The 18,827-nt window shown below is 69.4% G+C and carries 16 protein-coding genes; 2 read left to right on the top strand and 14 right to left on the bottom strand.

Annotated features, from left to right (window positions below; genetic code table 11):
* Nucleotides 1–22 precede the first annotated feature (22 nt).
* The 10 genes from EDC22_RS06815 to EDC22_RS06770 form a co-directional block, all read right to left on the bottom strand.
* Nucleotides 23–1,069, bottom strand: a complete 1,047-nt coding sequence (locus EDC22_RS06815) for a hemolysin family protein (protein WP_132805860.1) — start codon at nt 1,067–1,069, stop codon at nt 23–25.
* Between the two features lie 7 nt (nt 1,070–1,076).
* Nucleotides 1,077–1,562, bottom strand: coding sequence for an rRNA maturation RNase YbeY (gene ybeY / locus EDC22_RS06810; protein WP_132806014.1), 486 nt, complete (start codon nt 1,560–1,562; stop codon nt 1,077–1,079).
* Between the two features lie 10 nt (nt 1,563–1,572).
* A complete protein-coding gene (locus EDC22_RS06805) occupies nt 1,573–2,559 on the bottom strand; it encodes a PhoH family protein (RefSeq protein WP_132806013.1) in 987 nt (328 codons plus the stop codon).
* Between the two features lie 44 nt (nt 2,560–2,603).
* Nucleotides 2,604–4,034 carry a tRNA (N6-isopentenyl adenosine(37)-C2)-methylthiotransferase MiaB gene (gene miaB, locus EDC22_RS06800; protein ID WP_132805859.1) on the bottom strand — a complete coding sequence of 477 codons (1,431 nt, stop codon included), beginning with the start codon at nt 4,032–4,034 and terminating at the stop codon, nt 2,604–2,606.
* A gap of 53 nt (nt 4,035–4,087) precedes the next feature.
* Entirely contained in the window at nt 4,088–4,912 is an 825-nt protein-coding gene (gene olsA, locus EDC22_RS06795; RefSeq protein ID WP_132805858.1) for a lyso-ornithine lipid O-acyltransferase, read from the bottom strand.
* A gap of 6 nt (nt 4,913–4,918) precedes the next feature.
* The gene (locus tag EDC22_RS06790) at nt 4,919–5,347 is read right to left on the bottom strand and encodes a Fur family transcriptional regulator (RefSeq protein WP_132805857.1); all 429 of its coding nucleotides are present in this window, start codon (nt 5,345–5,347) and stop codon (nt 4,919–4,921) included.
* A gap of 32 nt (nt 5,348–5,379) precedes the next feature.
* Nucleotides 5,380–5,859 (bottom strand): GNAT family N-acetyltransferase, encoded by a 480-nt coding sequence (locus EDC22_RS06785; protein WP_132805856.1) that lies wholly within the window; start codon nt 5,857–5,859, stop codon nt 5,380–5,382.
* Entirely contained in the window at nt 5,856–6,593 is a 738-nt protein-coding gene (tsaB, locus tag EDC22_RS06780; RefSeq protein WP_245499666.1) for a tRNA (adenosine(37)-N6)-threonylcarbamoyltransferase complex dimerization subunit type 1 TsaB, read from the bottom strand. The genes EDC22_RS06785 and tsaB overlap by 4 nt, the downstream gene beginning before the upstream one ends.
* A 37-nt stretch (nt 6,594–6,630) precedes the next feature.
* Nucleotides 6,631–7,185 carry a NifU family protein gene (locus tag EDC22_RS06775; protein WP_132805855.1) on the bottom strand — a complete coding sequence of 185 codons (555 nt, stop codon included), beginning with the start codon at nt 7,183–7,185 and terminating at the stop codon, nt 6,631–6,633.
* A gap of 148 nt (nt 7,186–7,333) precedes the next feature.
* The gene (locus EDC22_RS06770) at nt 7,334–7,825 is read right to left on the bottom strand and encodes a universal stress protein (RefSeq protein ID WP_132805854.1); all 492 of its coding nucleotides are present in this window, start codon (nt 7,823–7,825) and stop codon (nt 7,334–7,336) included.
* Between EDC22_RS06770 and EDC22_RS06765 the strand changes: the two genes are divergently transcribed.
* Nucleotides 7,824–8,114 carry a hypothetical protein gene (locus tag EDC22_RS06765; RefSeq protein WP_132805853.1) on the top strand — a complete coding sequence of 97 codons (291 nt, stop codon included), beginning with the start codon at nt 7,824–7,826 and terminating at the stop codon, nt 8,112–8,114. The two genes, EDC22_RS06770 and EDC22_RS06765, sit on opposite strands and share 2 nt — an antisense overlap.
* Here EDC22_RS06765 and trpS read toward each other — a convergent pair.
* The 4 genes from trpS to mutS form a co-directional block, all read right to left on the bottom strand.
* Nucleotides 8,086–9,132: a tryptophan--tRNA ligase gene (trpS, locus tag EDC22_RS06760; protein WP_132805852.1), complete on the bottom strand. Its 1,047-nt coding sequence runs from the start codon at nt 9,130–9,132 to the stop codon at nt 8,086–8,088. The genes EDC22_RS06765 and trpS overlap by 29 nt on opposite strands.
* 51 nt (nt 9,133–9,183) lie before the next feature.
* Nucleotides 9,184–10,752, bottom strand: coding sequence for a murein biosynthesis integral membrane protein MurJ (gene murJ, locus EDC22_RS06755; RefSeq protein ID WP_132805851.1), 1,569 nt, complete (start codon nt 10,750–10,752; stop codon nt 9,184–9,186).
* Nucleotides 10,753–10,837: 85 nt separating this feature from the next.
* Nucleotides 10,838–13,609 carry a [protein-PII] uridylyltransferase gene (locus tag EDC22_RS06750; protein ID WP_132805850.1) on the bottom strand — a complete coding sequence of 924 codons (2,772 nt, stop codon included), beginning with the start codon at nt 13,607–13,609 and terminating at the stop codon, nt 10,838–10,840.
* The gene (mutS, locus tag EDC22_RS06745; RefSeq protein ID WP_425385515.1) at nt 13,606–16,362 is read right to left on the bottom strand and encodes a DNA mismatch repair protein MutS; all 2,757 of its coding nucleotides are present in this window, start codon (nt 16,360–16,362) and stop codon (nt 13,606–13,608) included. The genes EDC22_RS06750 and mutS overlap by 4 nt, the downstream gene beginning before the upstream one ends.
* Before the next feature lie 145 nt (nt 16,363–16,507).
* Between mutS and EDC22_RS06740 the strand changes: the two genes are divergently transcribed.
* Nucleotides 16,508–18,790: an NADP-dependent malic enzyme gene (locus tag EDC22_RS06740; RefSeq protein ID WP_132805849.1), complete on the top strand. Its 2,283-nt coding sequence runs from the start codon at nt 16,508–16,510 to the stop codon at nt 18,788–18,790.
* Nucleotides 18,791–18,827: the final 37 nt, after the last annotated feature.

Here is an 18,827-nt window from a genome sequence, read left to right as displayed (position 1 = left end):
CGTCGGTCCGCTCCTGCCCGGCTCAGGCCGCGTCGGATCGGGCAGCGGCCCGGTCGCGCCGGGCGGCCCGCAGCTGCCCGGCCTGCCGCCGCTGGATGCGCACGCGCTTGACCCGGCGCGGATCGGCGTCCAGCACCTCGAATTCGTAGCCACCCGGGAACTCGATCAGTTCGCCGCGCACCGGGACCCGGCCGACCCTGTTGAACAGCAGGCCGCCGAGCGTGTCGATCTCCTCCATCAGGTCACCGATGTCGAGTCCGTCACCGAGCGCGGCCTGCAGATCCTCGAGCGGTGTGCGGGCATCGGCCACGAAGCTGCCGTCGCCAGCCGGCTCGATCAGCGGCGCGGTCGCCTCGTCGTGCTCGTCCTCGATATCGCCGACGATCTCCTCGACCAGATCCTCGATCGAGACCAGTCCGTCGGTCCCGCCATATTCGTCGACCACGATGGCGAGATGGATGCGTGTGGTCTGCATCTTGACCAGCAGGTCGCCGGCCGGCATCGACGGCGGCACGTACAGAACGTCGCGCACCAGCCCCGCTTCCTCGATGGTGGTCTTGAGCGGCACGCGTCGGAAGTCGAGGCCGCCGGGTGGCCGGTTGCGCCGGCCCGCGAGTTCCGCCTCGCCCAGCGTCGCCTTCGCGCTCATCCAGCCGAGCAGGTCCTTGATGTGGACCATGCCGGCCGGATCGTCGAGGGTCTCGCGATAGACCGGCAGGCGCGAGTGGCCGGCATTGCGGAATTCCCGGATCAGCTCGGCGATCGTCGCCCCCGTCTCGACCGCGTCGATGTCGGCGCGCGGCACCATCACGTCGTCAACCCGCAGCTCCTTGAGTGCCAGCACGTTGCGCAGCATCGACCGCTCCTCGGCGGAGAAGGTGGCGATGCCGGCCTCCTCGAGCGCGCCTTCGAGGCTCTCGCGCAGCGAGGTGGAGGCGCGCCGGGCGAACAGTGCGCGCAGGCGGGCGACGAGCGATCTCGGCGGGGCTGGCGGGGCAGGGGCCGCGGCGGCGGCCTCGACGCTACTCGAAGGGTCTTCGGCGGGCGGCTGGTTCTGGTCCTTCGGCATGGGTCCTTCAGTTCCCGGCAGATGTGACGGGCTCGGCATAGGGATCGGGAATGCCGAGGTCGGCGAGAACGGCCGTCTCCAGCCGCTCCATCGCCTCGGCCTCGTCGTCCGATTCGTGATCATACCCCAGAAGATGGAGCAATCCGTGAATGACGAGATGGATGAGGTGGTGATCGAACGGCTTGCCGTCGAGGGCCGCCTCCCGCTCAACGGTCTCGCGCGCCACCACGATGTCGCCGAGCGGAGCACCCGGCGCGGGGACCTCGCCGGACGGGAACGACAGAACGTTGGTCGGGCGGTCCTTGCCGCGGAACCGCCGGTTGAGATCGCGCACCAGGGCGTCGTCGGCGAGCGCCAGCGTCGCCGTGCCGGCCACCCCGGCAAGGTGCCGGTCGAGAACCGGGAGGATGCGGGCGAGAATCGTCTCCACGGCCCCGAAGTCCCAGTCGCCTGCCTCGTCGACGACCTCGATGGTCAGACCGGCCTCAACCATCCCTCGTGCCTCAGCCATTCCGCTGCCGCTCGGCATCCTCCGCCGCCTCGTAGGCGCGGACGATGCGCTGGACCAGCGGATGGCGCACCACGTCGGCCTCGCCGAAGAATGTCTGGCCGATCCCCTCGACGCCGCTGAGCAGCCGCACGGCCTCGCTGAGACCGGAGCGCTGGCCAGGCGGCAGATCGACCTGGCTCGGATCGCCGGTGACGATCATCTTCGATCCCTCGCCGAGGCGGGTGAGGAACATCTTCATCTGCATCGGCGTGCAGTTCTGCGCCTCGTCGAGGATGACGACGGCATGCGTCAGGGTACGACCGCGCATGAAGGCGAGCGGCGCGATCTCGATGGTGCCGGACTGCAGGCCGCGCTCGACGCGTTCGGCCGGCATCATGTCATAAAGCGCGTCGTAGAGCGGACGCAGATACGGGTCGACCTTCTCGCGCATGTCGCCGGGCAGGAAGCCGAGCCGCTCGCCCGCCTCCACCGCCGGCCGCGACAGGATCAGCCGGTCGATCTGGCCGCGTTCGAGCAGCGAGGCGGCGAAGGCGACGGCCAGATAGGTCTTGCCGGTGCCGGCCGGACCGACCGCGAAGGTCAGGTCGTTCTCGGCAAGCTTCCTCAGATAGAGATCCTGACGCGGCGTGCGCGCGGTGACGGTGCGCTTGCGGGTCGAGACCTGGGCAAGCGCGCTCAGGCCGGGCAGGTTGTCCTGGTGGTCGGGCACCGCCGTCGCCACCCGGATCGCGCCGTCGACGTCACCCAGACTGACCTGCTGGCCGCGCACCAGGCGGTGATAGAGGCTTTCCAGCACCTCCGCGGCGCTGGCGCAGGCCTCCTCGCTGCCACGCAGCGTCACATGATTGCCGCGCGCGCTCGCTTCGACGCCGAGGCGCTGCTCGATCAGCGCCAGATTCTGGTCGTACTGGCCGTACAGGTCGCTCGCGAGGCGGTTGTCCTCGAAGGTGAGGATGCGTTCGGCCGGACCGGCACGCATCGGCCCGCGGCGGGCGGGAGCCGGGCGGCCGACGCCGGGGTCGCTCAAGAGATGGCCTCCATGGCGCGATGCTCCTTTCCCTCCCCACCCGCGATGATGTCGCCGATCAGGCTGTTGGGTCCCGCCGACCGGATCAACGTCTCGACGATCTCGCCGCGGCGGCCAGGATCGGCCTCGACGAAGACCGACTGCAGATAGGGCGACCGGCCGATCATCTGTCCCGGCTTGCGGCCCGGCTTCTCGATCAGCACGGCGAGCCGACGTCCGACCGTCGCCGCGTTGAAGCGCGCCTGGCCGCGGTCGAGCTCGGCCTGCAGGGCGGCCAGACGTTCGACCTTGACGGCCTCCGGGACCTGGTCCTCCAGGCCGGCCGCCGGCGTTCCGGGGCGCGGGCTGTACTTGAACGAGTAGGCCTGCGCGTAGCCGATCCGGCGGACCAGATCCATGGTGTCCTCGAAGTCGCGGTCGCTCTCGCCGGGGAAGCCGACGATGAAGTCGCCGGACAGGGCAATGTCGGGGCGCGCCGCGCGCAGCCGCTCGACGATGGCGAAATAGTCATCGCGGCGATGCTTGCGGTTCATCAGCGCAAGGATGCGGTCGGAGCCCGACTGCACCGGCAGGTGCAGGTAGGGCATCAGCGCCGGGATGTCGCGATGGGCGGCGATAAGCGCCGCATCCATGTCGCGCGGATGGCTGGTGGTGTAGCGGATGCGTTCAAGCCCTGAGAGGCCGGCGAGCGCCTCGATCAGGCGGGCGAGCCCCCATTCGGCGCCGTCCGCGGCCTGTCCACGATAGGCATTGACGTTCTGTCCCAAAAGGGTGATCTCGCGCACGCCCGCAGCGACCAGCCGGCGCGCCTCCTCGAGGATCGCGGCAACCGGTCGCGAGACCTCGGCGCCACGCGTGTAGGGCACGACGCAGAAGGTGCAGAACTTGTCGCAGCCCTCCTGAACGGTGAGGAAAGCGGTCGGGCCCGCGCTGCGCAGGCGTGCGGGGGCGGCAGCGGGCAGATGGTCGAACTTGTCCTCGACCGGGAACTCGGTCTCCACAACCGCGCCCGCACGGCTGGCGCGCAGCAGCTCCGGCAGGCGGTGGTAGCTCTGCGGCCCGATGACCAGATCGACGGCGGGCGCCCGCCGCACGATCTCCTCGCCCTCGGCCTGGGCGACGCAGCCCACAACGCCGATCAGCATCTCGCCGCCGGCGCGGCGGCGCGCCTCCTTCAGGGCGCGCAGGCGGCCGACCTCGGAGTAGACCTTCTCGGCGGCCTTCTCGCGGATATGACAGGTGTTCAGGATGACGAGATCCGCCTCCTCCGGCCGCTCGGCCGGCTCGTATCCCTCGGCCGCCAGCGCGTCGGCCATGCGGCCTGAATCATAGACGTTCATCTGGCAACCGAACGTCTTGATGAAGTGCTTCCTGCGTGAAGCCGTCATTCCAGGGGGCTGGCCTGTCCAAACCAGGCGGGCGGCCATGTCGCCCGCGCCGCGAGGGTCCACTGTGTCCGCGTCGGAACTGCCCGACCTCCTTAGCCTGTTTCGGCCGGCGCGGGAAGTATCTCGGAGAGCGAACGGCCGGCGATCAGCAGCGTGGCGCGCTGGCGTACCGCATGCTCGGCGGCGCCGGCGACCTTCTTGCGCTCTGCGGCAGTGGCGAGCGGGATCGGTTCGGCGAAGGCGAGCGTCACGTCGATCGTGCCGGACTTGAGCAGCCGCCACAGATGCGGGAGGAGATCGACGTCGCCGTGCCAGGCGACCACCGGACGGTGCTGGAAACCCATCGGCAGGCCGCACAGGCGGGTGTAGACGAGGGCCACCGGCTGGACGTTGATAGCCGGACCGGCGCCGTCTCCGGCAAGTTCATGCACTGCGCCGAGCAGCGCGCTGCGGAACGGCAGCACCCGGTTGCCGTCGCTGGACGTGCCCTCGGCGAACAGCACCAGGACATCGCCGGCGGCGAGTCGGGCGGCGATCTCGCGATTGACGCGGCCGGTGTGGGCGCGGCGGTTGCGGTCGACGAACAGCGAGCGCTGCAGCCGGGCGAGCCAGCCGAACACCGGCCAGCCGGCGACCTCGCGCTTGGCGATGAAGGACAGCGGCGCGATCGAGCCGAGTACCGAAATGTCGAGCCAGGAAACGTGGTTGACGGCAAGCAGCAGCGGCCGGCGCTCGCTGAGCGCGCCATGCAGCGTGACGCGCACGCCGAGCAGCGCGCAGACCATCCGGTGATAGGCGACCGGCAGCCGGGCGGCCAGCGGCGCGCGCACGGCGAGGAGCGCGAGCTGGACCAGCATCAGCGGCGGCGTGACCAGTGCCAGCACGGCGAGGATGAACAGCGCCCGCAGCGTACCCATCGGGCCTCAGCGCTCCTCGTCGCGCAGCGGCAGGCCGTAGAGCTCGAGCCGGTGGTCGACCAGCCGGTAGCCAAGCTTGCGGGCGATCAGCTCCTGCAGGCGCTCGATCTCCTCGTCGCGGAACTCGATCACCTGACCGGACTTCAGGTCGATAAGATGGTCGTGATGTTCGTCGGGCACTTGCTCGTAGCGGGAGCGCCCGTCCCGGAAATCGTGCCGCTCGATGATGCCGGCATCCTCGAACAGCTTGACGGTGCGGTAGACGGTGGAGATCGAGATCTTCGGATCGACGGCGGCGGCACGCCGGTAGAGCTCCTCGACGTCGGGATGGTCGGCAGAGGCCGCCAGCACGCGGGCGATGATGCGGCGCTGGTCGGTCATGCGCATGCCGCGCGACAGGCACTGCTCCTCGATCAGGTTGGTCTCGTCCGCCATGGCCCTCGCGATCCCGCCGCAATGCCCCGATCCTAGCCGCCACGCCGCGCCTGCTCCAGATCGCCCGGACGGGCGAGGAGAAGCGCGTCGACGCGTCCGGCCGGGCGCCGGTAATAGCCTTTCCGCCGGCCCGCCTCGCGGAAGCCGATCGACCCGTAGAGCGACAGCGCGGCCGCATTGTCAACCGCAACTTCCAGGTAGACGCGGCGGGCGCCGTTGCGCGCGGCCGTCTCGAGGGCGGCCGCGACAAGGGCGCGACCGAGACCACGACGCCGGGCCTCCGGCGCAACGCAGAGCATCAGGATCTCGGCCTCGTCGAGGACCGAGCGCAGCAGCAGCGCCCCGGCGAGCCGCCATGATTCGCCGACACCGAACCCTGTCACGGCCGGATCGGCGAGGAGGCTTTGCCAGGCGTCGGCGCCCCAGGGTTCGGTCATGGCCGCGGCATGCAGCCGGGCGGCCTCCGCCGCATCGCCGGGGGCGAGCCGCCGCGGCAATCCGATGGTGCTCATGCGCGGGCGAGCCGGGCGGCGGTCTGCGGTCTGGCATCCGGCGCGCGCAGATAGAGCGGCGCGGGGGCACGGGCCGGCTGCCGCACCGCCGCCAGCCGCGCCAGCGCGACGGGATCGGGCCAGCCGATGGCAGCCGTCGGGACAACCGACCGTCCGAGCCGCAGCGCCGCTTCCGCAAGAAGGCCGCCCGCCGTGCCGACGACGGCACCCACGTCGGCGGCAAGACCGGCCGCGAGCATATCCACCGCCACCGCCCGGGCGTCGTCCAGCGGCGCGCCATCGGCCGAGAAGACCTGCGCATAGACCTCCTCGCGGCGCGCATCCATCGCCACGGCGAACGGCGCCGCTGGCCGGCCTGCGGCAACATGGGTGGCGGCGATCGCCTCCAGAGTCGAGACGCCGATCGCAGGACGCCCGGTGGCAAGCGCCATGCCGCGCACCGCCGCGACGCCGACGCGCACGCCGGTGAAGGTGCCCGGCCCGATGGTGACGGCGAACCGGTCAATCGCGTCGTAGCCGATCCCGGCGTCCGCCAGGACCTCGGCCACCAGCGGCATCAGCACCTCGGCGTGGCCACGCGCCATCGGCACGATGCGCGACACCGTCCGCTCGCCGTCTGCGATGGCGACGGAGCAGGCGGCGAGCGCCGTGTCGATGGCGAGGATGGTCATCTGCGGCGTGACAGCGTGGCGAAAGGCAACGACGAAGGGGTGCGCGCCGATCCGGCGATCCACGGTCGTCCGGCCGCGCGCCGCCGCCTGCGGTCGGCGCTCAGATCGGGCGAACTTCCTGTACGTCGGGCACGAAATGCCGCAGCAGGTTCTCGATGCCGTGCTTCAGGGTCGCCGTCGAGCTCGGGCAGCCGGAGCAGGCGCCGCGCATGTGCAGATAGACGACACCGTCGCGGTAGCCCTGGAAGATGATGTCGCCGCCGTCGGAGGCGACCGCCGGACGCACCCGCGTCTCGATCAGCTCCTTGATGGTGGCAACGGTCTGCGAATCGGCCTCGTCGAAGAATTCCTCGCTGCCGGAGTCCGAAGCCGACTGACGCAGCAGCGGCGCCCCGGCCAGATAGTGCTCCATGATGGCGCCGAGAATGGCCGGCTTGAGATGCTGCCATTCGCCTGCATCCTTGGTCACCGCAATGAAATCGGCGCCGAAGAACACCCCGGCAACGCCGTCGATCTCGAACAGCCGCTCGGCCAGCGGCGAAACGGCTGCCTCCTCGCGCGAGCGGATGTCGAGCGTGTCGCCGGGCAGGACCACCTTGCCGGGAATGAACTTCAGGGTGGCCGGGTTCGGTGTGGCCTCGGTCTGGATGAACATCGGTCTCGTCCCCTAACGCTCGCCGGCGCGGACGCGCGCCGACCGGAATGGCTCGTCATGAGGGGATATGGGGCGATCGTCCCCGCCTCCCAAGTGCCAGTTTAGAAGCATTCTACCAGATGGCCGATGAAGGCAAGCCCGCCGCCGCTCAGCTCAGCGCTTCGATCTCCTCGTCGGAGAGCGATCCCGGAACGATGGTGATGGGGATCGGATAGGTTCCGGCCGAGCGCGAAACGATCGCCGAGACGAGCGGTCCGGGGCCCTCCTTGCCGGCGCTGGCGGCCAGCACCAGGACAACGATGTCCTCGTCCTCCTCGATGACCGCCAACAGCTCCTCGGCCCGGTTGCCCTCGCGAATCACCAGTTCGGGCTCGATCCCGGCCCATTTGCGCGCCTTCTCGGCAAATTCACCGAGAACCCGGCGCGCCTCGTCCTGCGCCTCGGCGCGCATGATGGTCTCGACCCCCAGCCAGTGCTGGTAGTCGCCGGGCGGCATCACGTACAGCATCACCAGCGAACCGCCCGTCTGGCGCGCGCGGCGGCTGGCGAAATAGACCGCGCGGTCGCATTCCGGCGTGTCGTCGATGACGACGAGGAACTTGCGCCGGTGGCCCGGCTCGCTGCTGCGGCGCTTCGGCATGGCGCGCATGCTGCCACCGACTCGGGAGGGCAGCAAGCGGCGTCGCGCGATGGCCGGTCCTGTCGTCGCGCTGCGCTTCGTCCGAGCGGCAGAAGCTGCATGCACGGATGGAAACATCGGTTCGGATCTGGGGCTGCCGGGGGCGGAAATTGCCCTGGTCCTCGTCATCGCGGCCCCGACACCCACCGCGGGCGCGGTCGCGGCGGTGCGTCTCGGCAGCTTCGACAGCCCGACCTTCGTCACCGCCGCGCCGACCACCGTCAGCGCAGGAAGCCGACGACCTGCTTGACCTCGGCCATGATCGGGGCAGCGATGGCGCGGGCCCGGTCGGCGCCGGTCCTGAGCACCCTGTCGATATGGCCCGGATCGGCCGTCAGCCGGCGCATCTCGGCGGCGATCGGCGCAAGCTTGGCCACCGCCAGATCCACCAGCGCCGCCTTGAAGGTGGAGAACTGCGCACCGCCGAATTCGGCGAGCACGTCTGCGCGGGTCGAGTCGGCGAGCGCTGCATAGATGCCGACGAGATTGTCGGCCTCCGGACGGCCGTCGAGCCCCGCCTCCTCGGAGGGCAGCGGCTCGGGATCGGTCTTCGCCTTGCGGATCTTCTGCGCGATGGTGTCGGCATCGTCGGTCAGGTTGATGCGCGAATAGTCGGAGGGGTCCGACTTCGACATCTTCTTGGAGCCGTCGCGCAGGCTCATCACCCGGGTCGCCGGCCCCTGGATCACCGGCTCGGTCAGCGGGAACAGCGCGTCGGCACCGGTGACCCTGCGGATCGAATCGGCAAAGTCGGTGTTGAACTTCTGGGCGATGTCGCGGGTCAGCTCGAGGTGCTGCTTCTGATCCTCGCCGACCGGAACGTGCGTCGCCTTGTAGACGAGGATGTCGGCGGCCATCAGGGTCGGATAGGCGAACAGGCCGACGGACGCGTTCTCCCGATGCTTGCCAGCCTTCTCCTTGAACTGGGTCATCCGGTTGAGCCAGCCCATGCGGGCGACGCAATTGAACACCCAGGCGAGCTCGGCGTGCTCGCCGACCTGGCTCTGGTTGAAGACGATGTGGCGGTCCGGGTCGATCCCGGCCGCAAGGAAGGCAGCGGTGACCTCACGCGTCGAACGGGCGAGCTCGGCCGGGCCGCCCCAGACCGACGGCGCCTGGGTGATGGCATGCATGTCGACGACGCAATAGATGCACTCGAAGGTGTCCTGCAGCGCGACGAAGCGCTTAATGGCGCCGAGATAGTTGCCCAGATGCAGGTTTCCGGTCGGCTGGACGCCGGAAAAGACGCGCTCACGAAACGCCGCCATCGTGTTCCTCCGGGAAATGCCGGCGCCTTATGGCTGATCGCAGGGGCGGATTCAAGCGCCGGTCCGGCGACGGCCGAGGGCGCGGGCGAACTCCTCGCGCGTCAGCACGCCGGTGAGCATCGCGGCGAGGGCATAGGACGCGCCGCCCGCCGCCACGAGCGCCGCCAGCACCATCGCGTTGGCGAGGTCGCGGCCGGAGCCGGAGAACGGCCGCAGCAGCCACTCGACGAGCAGCAGGACGGCCGCCATGATCGCCGTCGCGGCGATCGCCCGCAGGGCGCGCGACTTCAGCCGTCCATCGGCGACGAAATAGCCATCGCGCCAGAGGCGGCCGGCGAGAAGGCCGGTATGGATCCAGCCCGCGATGCTGGTCGCCAGGGCGATGCCGACATGAGCGAGGACGGGGAACAGCGCCAGGCTCAGGACGATGTTGGCGGCGGCGTTGATGCCGGCAAACCACATCGGCGTGCGGGTGTCCTCGCGCGCGAAGAAGGCTGGCTGGAAGACCTTGCCGAGCACGAAGGCCGGCAGGCCCAAAGCAAAGGCGGCGAGGGCCTGCGCGGTCGCCCGCGTGTCGGCCGGGTCGAAGGCGCCACGCTCGAACAGGCCGCGGATGATCGGCGTGGCAACGAGGATCAGCGCGCAGGCGGCGGGCAGCGTCAGCGCCAGAGTGAACTCGAATGCCCGGTTCTGCGCCGTCTGCACGCCGACATCGTCGCCGGCCCGCAGCCGGCGCGCGAGTTCCGGCAGCAGCACCACGCCGATGGCGGTTCCGACGATGCCGAGCGGCAGCTGATAGATGCGGTCGGCATAGTAGAGATAGGAGACCGCACCCTCGCGCAGCGAGGCGATGACGGTTCCGACAACGATGTTGATCTGGGTGATGCCGCCCGTCACCACCGCCGGAATGCCGAGTGCGATCAGCCGCCGGACTCCGGGCGTCAGCCGCGGTCGGATGATGGCGAGGCCCATGCCGGCCCGGCGCGAGGCGACCACCAGCATCACGAGCTGGCAGACCCCGGCAACGAAGACGCCCCAGGCCAGCCAGATTCCCGCGCGCGGCGTTTCCTCGAGACCAAGCCAGAAGATCGCCGCGAGGAAGGCAATCAGCACGAAATTGAGCAGGGCGGAGGCGAAGGCCGCCGCGGCAAAGCGGCCGAGCGCGTTGAGGACTCCCGACAGCAGCGCCACCAGCGAGATGAACAGGAGATAGGGGAAGCAGATCCGCGACAGCAGCACCGCCAGATCGAACTTGTCGGGATCGGACACGAAGCCCGGCGCCATGACCAGCATCAGCGGCGCCATCGCGATCTCGGCCGCTGCCGTGAGGACAAGCAGCGTGAACAACAGCGCGGACAGGGCCTCCTCCGCGAACTGCCGGGCCGACTTGGCGCCCTGCCCCTCCAGCGACTTGGCGAACAGCGGAATGAACGCCGAGTTGAAGGCGCCTTCGGCGAAGATCCGCCGGAACAGGTTGGGAAAGCGGAACGCCACGAGAAAGGCATCGGCCACCGGTCCGGTGCCGAGGCCGGCGGCCATCATGACATCGCGGATGAAGCCGAGCAGACGGCTCGTCGCCGTTCCCCCAGATACGGTCGCGAAATTCCTCAGGAGCGACATTCAGGTTCCCTGGATCAGCGGGCAACCGCCAGGATGGCGGCGGCGGACCCTATCCGAAACGGGGGACGCCGTCACGGCGCGCCGTTCAGGCGGGCGCGCCCTCCCGGGCGGGCTGGAAGACTTGCAGGAGATGGCGGCGGATCGCCGCCTGGCGGTTGGCATTGGTGATCTTCTGACCGGTGAGGTCGGTGACGTAGAACACGTCGATGGCACGCTCGCCGAAGGTCGCGATGTGGGCCGAGGCGATGTTGAGGTTGAGCCTTGCCAAGACGCCGGTCAGCTCGAACAGGAGACCGGGCCGGTCGAGACCGGAAATCTCGATCACCGTGAAGCGGTTTGACCAGGTGTTGTTGACGAGCACGTAAGGCTCGACCGAAAAGGCGCGTAGCCGCGACTTCGGCACGGTGCGCTTGCCGACCAGATCTGGCAGCGGCGCCTTGCCCTCCAGGGCCTGCTCGATCAGCCTGCCGATGCGTTCGGCCCGGCGGCGCTCGTCGGCATCCTCCGGCAGTTCGCGGGAGACGAAGATCGTGTCGAGCGCGAAGCCGTCGGAGGTGGTGAAGATCTGCGCGTCGACGATATTGGCACCTGCCGCCGCGCAGGCGCCGGTGATGATCGACAGCAGCCGGGGATGATCCGGCGCGAATACCGTGATCTCGGTGATCTCGCGGAACTCGTCCGGCTTGGCGCGGGTGGCGAGCTTGCGGCGCTGGACGTCGAGATCGCGCAGGAAGCGGGCGTGCTCGATCTGGCGCTCGAGATCGGTGCGCAGCCAGTAGGCCGGGTAATGGCGGTCGCGATAGGCGGCGAACTCCGCTTCACTCCAGTCGGCGAGCGCCTCGCGCAGCGCCGCCTGGGCCGCGGCGATCCTGACGGTGCGCTGCGTCTGGCTGTGGCCGCCGGCGAGCACCGGCTCGGTCTCGTAGTAGAGCGTGCGCAGCAGCTGGCCCTTCCAGCCGTTCCAGACCCCGGGGCCGACGGCGCGGATATCGGCGACGGTAAGGATCAGCAGCAGCTTGAGCCGCTCCAGGCTCTGCACCTGGGCAGCGAAATCCTCGATCGTCTTGCGGTCGGCGAGATCGCGCGACTGGGCGATCATGCTCATCGTCAAGTGGTTTTCGATCAGCCAGGCGACGGTATCGGTGTCGGCCGGCGAGAAGCCCAGCCGCGGCGCCAGCCGGCGGGCGATGCGGGCGCCGGCAATCGAATGGTCCTCCGGCCGGCCCTTGGCGATGTCGTGCAGGAACAGCGCCAGATACAGCACCTCGCGGTTCTGGATGGTGTGGATGATCTCGTTGGCGAGCGGATGATCGTCGGCATGCCGGCCCTGCTCGATGTCCGCCAGGATGCCGATCGAGCGGACGAGATGCTCGTCGACCGTGAAGTGATGGTACATGTTGAACTGTACCAGCCCGACGATCCGCCCGAATTCCGGGATGAACCGGCCGAGCACGCCGGCCTCGTTCATCCGCCGCAGCACCACCTCCGGGTCGTTGCGCGAGGTCAGCACCTTCATGAACAGCCGGTTCGCCTCGGGGTTCTCGCGCAGCGACTGGTCGATCAGCTTCAGCGACCGGCGGGCGAGCTTCAGCGCCTCGGGATGGAACGGCAGGTTGTACTTGTCGGCGAGGAAGAACATCCGGATCAGGTTGACCGGATCGCGCTCGAAGGCGAGATCGTCGGTGACGTTGAGCCGGTTTGCCTCGATGACGAAGTCGCCGCTCTCCGCCAGATGGCCCGGCTTGCGGCGACGCAGGCGCTGCATGAAGCGCGACAGCACCTGCGTGCGCTTGACGTGCCGCATCTCCAGATCCGAGCAGACGATGCGGGTCAGGTCACCGACATCCTTGGCCACCAGGAAATAGTGCTTCATGAAGCGCTCGACCTCGCGCAGGCCGGGATGCGGCGTGTAGCCGAGGCGCATCGCCATGTCGCGCTGCAGGTCGAAGGTGAGCCGCTCGTCGGCGCGACCGGTGAGGAAGTGCAGGTGGCAGCGCACCGCCCACAGGAAATCCTCGCAGCGGCGGAACTGGCGGGCCTCGGAGCGGTCGAGGACGCCGAGATCGACGAGCTCCTCCCCGGTGCCGACGCGATAGAAGTACTTGGCGATCCAGAACAGCGTCTGCAGGTCGCGCAGCCCGCCCTTGCCGTCCTTGACGTTCGGTTCGACCAGATAGCGGGATTCGCCCACCCTGGCATGGCGCGCGTCGCGCTCGGCGAGCTTGGCCTCGATGAACTCGGCGCCGGTGCCGGTCACTACCTCTGCCTCGAAGCGCGCCTCGAGTTCCTCGAACATCTCCCTGTCGCCGCACAGGAACCGCGCATCGAGGATCGAGGTGCGGATCGTCATGTCGGACTTCGCAAGCCGGATGCAGTCGTCGACAGAGCGCACCGCGTGGCCGACCTTCAGCTCCATGTCCCAGAGCGTGTAGAGGATCTGCTCGATGACGCTCTCGCTCCACGGGGTCTTCTTGTAGGGGAGCAGGAACAACAGGTCGACATCGGAGCCCGGCGCCATCGTGCCGCGCCCGTAGCCGCCGGTGGCAATCACCGACAGCCGCTCCGACGCGGAGGGATTGTCGGCAGGAAAGGCGGTGCGGGTGGCGAACAGGAAGACCGCCTCGACGATCGCGTCCTGCAGGGCGGCGATGCGCCGGGCGCAGGCGAGGCCGCGGCCATCCTCGGAGAGCCAGTCCTCGATCGTTGCGAGCCCTTCGGCCCGCACCGCCTTCAGCCGCGCAAGCATCGCCGTGCGGAAGGCCGCTGACGCGCCGTGCTCGGCGTGCAGGGCAGAGAGCTCGGCCGCCAGCGTCCCGGCCTCGACGATCTGCGCGAGATGGCGCTGCGGCCTGTTCATTGCTCCGCCATATCCTGTGCGAGCGCCTTGAGCTCGTAGATCAGGTCCAGCGCCTGGCGCGGGGTCAGATCGTCGGGTATCAGCGCGGCGAGCCGTTCGGCAAGCACGGAATGAACGGGCGGCGACGGAGCGGCCGCCGGAGCGGCCCGGCGCGGCTTGAGCGAGAACAGCGGCAGGTCATCGACGAGACCGGCGGTGCCGGCACGCCGGTCGGTCTCCTCGAGCCTCTCCAGAACCTCGCGGGCGCGCGCGACGACCGCCGCAGGCAATCCGGCAAGCCTGGCGACCTGGATGCCATAGGAGCGGTCGGCGGCTCCCGGTGCCACCTCGTGCAGGAAGATCACCTCGCCCTTCCATTCCTTGACCTTCACCGTCGCGTTGGAAAGCCGCGGCAGCGTCTCGGCAAGCGCCGTCAATTCGTGGAAATGCGTCGCAAACAGCGCCCGGCAGCGGTTCACCTCGTGCAGGTGCTCGACGGTCGCCCACGCAATCGACAGACCGTCGAAGGTCGCCGTCCCCCGGCCGATCTCGTCGAGGATGACAAGCGCGCGCGGGCCTGCCTGGTTGAGGATCGCGGCGGTCTCGACCATCTCGACCATGAAGGTCGAGCGGCCGCGTGCCAGATCATCGGCAGCACCGACGCGGGAGAACAGCCGGTCGACGATGCCGATGCGCGCCCGTGCCGCCGGAACGAAGGCGCCGGCCTGGGCGAGGATCGCGATCAGCGCGTTCTGGCGCAGAAAGGTCGACTTGCCGGCCATGTTCGGACCGGTCAGCAGCAGGATCCGCCCGTCATCCCCGTCGGGGGGCGACAGGTCGCAGTCATTGGCGACGAACGGCCCGGCCGCATCGGCCGCCAGCGCCTGCTCGACGACCGGATGGCGGCCGCCGATGATCTCGAAGGCGAGGCTCGCCTCGACCAGCGGGCGCACATAGTCGCGCTCGACCGCGAGTTCGGCGAAACCGGCATGAACGTCGAGTTCGCCGAGCGCGGCGGCGGCCGCCTCCAGCGCCGTACCCTCGGCGAGGACCGCGGCGGCAAGCGCGTCGAAGATCTCGCCCTCCAGCGCCAGCGCCCGCTCGGCGGCGGTGGCGATGCGGCCCTCGAGATCGGCAAGCTCGGCGGTCGAATAGCGCACCTGGCTGGCGAGCGTCTGCCGATGGAAGAAGACGCCGGCGAGCGGTTCGGCCGACATCTTCTCCATGTGCTGGGCGGTGGTCTCGACGAAATAGCCGAGCACGTTGTTATGGCGGACCTTCAGCGTGCGGATGCCGGTCGCCTCCTGATACTTCGCCTGCAGGCCGGCCACCACCTTGCGGCTTTCGTCGCGCAGGGCGCGCGCCTCGTCGAGATCGGCGGAAAAGCCCGGCCTGACGAAGCCGCCGTCGCGGCGCAGCAAGGGTGGCCGATCGACCAGGGCTGCCTCGAGCCGCCCATGCAGGCTCACGTCGGGGCCGGTGAGCCGATCGATGATCGCCGCAATGGCGGCCGGCGCGTCGCCGGCCGCGCCCAGCGTCGCTGCGGCGGAACGGGCGGCGGCGATGCCGTCACGGATCGCGGCAAGGTCGCGGGGACCGGCCCGGCCCACCGCAATGCGGGCGCGGGCGCGGGCGATGTCGGGCGCGGTGCGCAGCGTCTCGCGTATGGCACGGCGCACCTCGCTGCGCCCGACGAGCCATTCGACCGCATCGTGGCGGGCAGAGATCGCCGCGGGGTCGGTCAGCGGTGCGGCGAGGCGGCGAGCCAGCTCGCGGCCGCCCGGGGCGGTCAGCGTCCGATCAACCGCGGCCAGCAGGCTGCCGCGCCGCTCGCCCGACAGGGTGGCGACCAACTCCAGATTGGCGCGTGTCGCCGCGTCGATCGCCATGACCGCCCCGCGCGGCTCACGCGCGGGCGGCGACAGCGGCGGGCGCGAGCCCATCTGGGTGCGATCGACATAGGCGACGACCGCACCGGCGGCGGCAAGTTCGGCCCGCGACAGGGCGCCGAAGCCATCAAGCGTCGCCACGCCGAAATAATCCCGGAGCCGGCGCTCGGCCGAAATCGAATCGAAGCTCGCAGCCGGCAGCGGCGTCACCGTCCACCCGGCCGTGCGCCACAGCGGGCGGAACTGCGGATCGTCGTAGAGCGAATCGGAGACCAGCAGCTCGCCCGGCTCGATTCGGGCGAGCGCGGCGGCAAGTTCGCTCGCCTGCGTCTCCGCCACCGCGAAATCGCCGGTCGAGATGTCGGCCCAGGCCAGCGCCACCACGTCGTCGCCCATGCCGCGCACGCGCGCGGCCGCAGCGAGATAGTTGTTGCGGCGGGAATCGAGCAGCGTGTCCTCGGTAAGCGTGCCGGGCGTCACCAGCCGCACCACGTCGCGGCGCACCACCGCCTTTGAGCCGCGCCTGCGGGCGGCGGCGGGATCCTCGGTCTGCTCGCACACGGCGACCCGGTGGCCGAGCGCGATCAGCCGCTGCAGATAGTCGTCGGCGGCATGGACCGGCACGCCGCACATCGGAATGTCCTGACCCAGATGCTTGCCACGCTGGGTGAGCGTGATGCCGAGCGCCCGGCTCGCCACCTCGGCGTCCGAGAAGAACATCTCGTAGAAGTCGCCCATCCGGTAGAACAGCAGACAGTCCGGATTGGCGGCCTTGATCTCGAGGTACTGGCGCATCATCGGGGTGACGCGCGCATCCTCGGCCGGATCGGGTACGGGAACGGTCGCCGCCGCGGCGGCGGCTCTATCGGGTGGCCTGACGGTCATGGCCCGCGACCCTAGCAGATCGACCCGGGCGATTCATCGTCGCCGCCGCGCGACAGCTTGAGTGGTGCACAGCCCCTCTGTAAGGTCGCCATCCCGCATCGGCGGGACACAAGCCTTTGAGGAAACGCGGGGAGACGCACGGCCGATGCCGTCAGACAAGCCACAGCCGGCCCAGCGGCCGACCTTTACCGATCAGGAAGCCCTGCTGTTCCACAACCAGGGCAAGCCCGGCAAGCTCGAGGTCAACCCGACCAAGCCTATGGCGACCCAGCGCGACCTATCGCTGGCCTATTCGCCCGGCGTGGCCGTTCCGGTGCGCGCCATCGCCGAGGATCCGAGCCGCGCCTACGACTACACCTCGAAGGGCAACATGGTCGCGGTGATCTCCAATGGCACCGCGATCCTTGGTCTCGGCAATCTCGGCGCACTCGCCTCGAAACCGGTGATGGAAGGCAAGGCGGTGCTGTTCAAGCGCTTCGCCGACGTCGACTCGATCGATCTGGAGATCGCCACCGAGGACGTCGACGCCTTCATCAACGCGGTGCGCTATCTCGGCCCGTCGTTCGGCGGCATCAACCTCGAGGATATCCGCGCGCCCGACTGCTTCATCATCGAGCAGCGGCTGCGCGAGCTGATGGACATCCCGGTGTTCCACGACGACCAGCACGGCACCGCGATCATCTCGCTCGCCGGACTGATCAACGCGCTCGACCTCACCGGCCGTGACATCCGCAACACGAAGCTCGTCTGCAACGGTGCGGGCGCCGCCGGCATCGCCTGCCTCGAGCTGGTCAAGGCGATGGGCTTCCCGAACGAGAACGTCATCCTCTGCGATACCAAGGGCGTGATCTACAAGGGCCGCGAGGAGGGGATGAACCAGTGGAAATCGGCGCACGCTGTCGACACCGACGCGCGCACGCTGGCCGACGCGATGAAGGGCGCCGACGTGGTGTTCGGCCTGTCGGCCAAGGGCGCCTTCACGCCGGAGATGATTGCCTCGATGGCGCCGAACCCGATCATCTTCGCGATGGCCAATCCCGATCCGGAGATCACGCCGGAGGAAGTCGCCGAGATCCGCGACGATGCGATCGTGGCCACCGGCCGGTCCGACTATCCCAACCAGATCAACAACGTGCTGGGCTTTCCCTACATCTTCCGGGGCGCCCTCGACGTGCGCGCGACAACCATCAACGACGCCATGAAGATTGCCGCGGCCAAGGCGCTGGCGCAGCTGGCGCGCGAGGACGTGCCCGATCAGGTGGCGGCCGCCTATCGCGGCAACCGGCCGCGCTACGGCCGCGAATACATCATCCCGGTGCCGTTCGATCCGCGCCTGATCAGCGCGATTCCGGCTGCGGTCGCGCGCGCGGCGATGGAGTCGGGCGTCGCCGGACGGCCGATCGTCGACATGGACGCCTATCGCGCCGAACTGTCGGCCCGGCGCGATCCGATCGCCGGCACGCTGCAGCGGATCCACTCGAAGATCCGCCGCGCGCCGAAGCGCGTCGTATTCGCCGAGGGCGAGGAGGAGCCGGTCATCCGCGCCGCCTTCGCCTTCGCCAATTCCGGTCTCGGCTGGCCGATCCTGGTCGGCCGCGACCAGCAGGTGCTGGAAACGATGGCGGGGCTCGGGCTCGAGCCGCGCGACGACATCGAGATCGTCAACGCCAGGCTGACGCGCCGCAACAAGGACTATGCCGATTATCTGTACGCCCGCCTGCAGCGGCGCGGCTACCTCTGGCGCGATTGCCAGCGGCTGGTCAATACCGACCGTAACACCTTCGGCGCCTGCATGGTGGCGACTGGCGATGCCGACGCGATGATCACCGGCGTCACCCGCAACTACTCGATCGCGCTCGAGGACATCCGCCGGGTGATCGACCCGAAGCCCGGCCATCGGGTGATCGGCGTGTCGCTGGCTCTGGCGCGCGGCCGCACGGTGCTGGTCGCCGACACCGCGATCCACGAGATGCCCGGCGCCGAGGAACTCGCCGACATCGCCGTGGAGGCGGCCGGCGTGGCGCGCCGGCTCGGCTACGAACCGCGGGTGGCGCTGCTCGCCTACTCGACCTTCGGCCATCCCAGCGGCGAGCGCTCCGAACGCGTCCGCGAAGCGGTGAAGATCCTCGACAAGCGGCATGTCGATTTCGAGTATGACGGCGAGATGTCGGCCGACGTCGCGCTGAACCGCGACGCGATGGCCGCCTATCCGTTCTGCCGGTTGTCGGGTCCGGCCAACGTCCTGGTGATGCCGGCGATCCACTCCGCGTCGATCTCGACACGCATGCTGCAGGAGCTCGGCGGCTCGACCGTGATCGGGCCGCTGCTGGTCGGCCTCGACAAGCCGGTGCAGATCGTCGGCCTCGGTGCGACCGACGCCGACATCGTCAACATGGCGTCGATCGCGGCCTACAATATCGGCGGCTGAAAGATCGGCGGCTGCCCACAGCCGGCGGGTGGAGGGT

This window comes from Tepidamorphus gemmatus, assembly GCF_004346195.1.
GTDB classification, from domain to species: Bacteria; Pseudomonadota; Alphaproteobacteria; order Rhizobiales; family Tepidamorphaceae; genus Tepidamorphus; species Tepidamorphus gemmatus.
This window is presented reverse-complemented; position numbering and strand designations above follow the sequence as displayed.

Excerpts from the sequence above, each read along its gene's own strand:
- EDC22_RS06790 (WP_132805857.1), bottom strand. The coding sequence starts at position 5,347 with ATGGCGGACGAGACCAACCTGATCGAGGAGCAGTGCCTGTCGCGCGGC.
- ybeY (WP_132806014.1), bottom strand. The coding sequence starts at position 1,562 with ATGGTTGAGGCCGGTCTGACCATCGAGGTCGTCGACGAGGCAGGCGAC.
- olsA (WP_132805858.1), bottom strand. The coding sequence starts at position 4,912 with ATGGGTACGCTGCGGGCGCTGTTCATCCTCGCCGTGCTGGCACTGGTC.
- EDC22_RS06765 (WP_132805853.1), top strand. The coding sequence starts at position 7,824 with ATGGCGCGCATGCTGCCACCGACTCGGGAGGGCAGCAAGCGGCGTCGC.
- EDC22_RS06815 (WP_132805860.1), bottom strand. The coding sequence starts at position 1,069 with ATGCCGAAGGACCAGAACCAGCCGCCCGCCGAAGACCCTTCGAGTAGC.
- EDC22_RS06770 (WP_132805854.1), bottom strand. The coding sequence starts at position 7,825 with ATGCCGAAGCGCCGCAGCAGCGAGCCGGGCCACCGGCGCAAGTTCCTC.
- EDC22_RS06785 (WP_132805856.1), bottom strand. The coding sequence starts at position 5,859 with ATGAGCACCATCGGATTGCCGCGGCGGCTCGCCCCCGGCGATGCGGCG.
- murJ (WP_132805851.1), bottom strand. The coding sequence starts at position 10,752 with ATGTCGCTCCTGAGGAATTTCGCGACCGTATCTGGGGGAACGGCGACG.
- mutS (WP_425385515.1), bottom strand. The coding sequence starts at position 16,362 with ATGACCGTCAGGCCACCCGATAGAGCCGCCGCCGCGGCGGCGACCGTT.
- EDC22_RS06750 (WP_132805850.1), bottom strand. The coding sequence starts at position 13,609 with ATGAACAGGCCGCAGCGCCATCTCGCGCAGATCGTCGAGGCCGGGACG.
- EDC22_RS06740 (WP_132805849.1), top strand. The coding sequence starts at position 16,508 with ATGCCGTCAGACAAGCCACAGCCGGCCCAGCGGCCGACCTTTACCGAT.
- trpS (WP_132805852.1), bottom strand. The coding sequence starts at position 9,132 with ATGGCGGCGTTTCGTGAGCGCGTCTTTTCCGGCGTCCAGCCGACCGGA.
- EDC22_RS06805 (WP_132806013.1), bottom strand. The coding sequence starts at position 2,559 with ATGCGTGCCGGTCCGGCCGAACGCATCCTCACCTTCGAGGACAACCGC.
- EDC22_RS06775 (WP_132805855.1), bottom strand. The coding sequence starts at position 7,185 with ATGTTCATCCAGACCGAGGCCACACCGAACCCGGCCACCCTGAAGTTC.
- miaB (WP_132805859.1), bottom strand. The coding sequence starts at position 4,034 with ATGGCCGCCCGCCTGGTTTGGACAGGCCAGCCCCCTGGAATGACGGCT.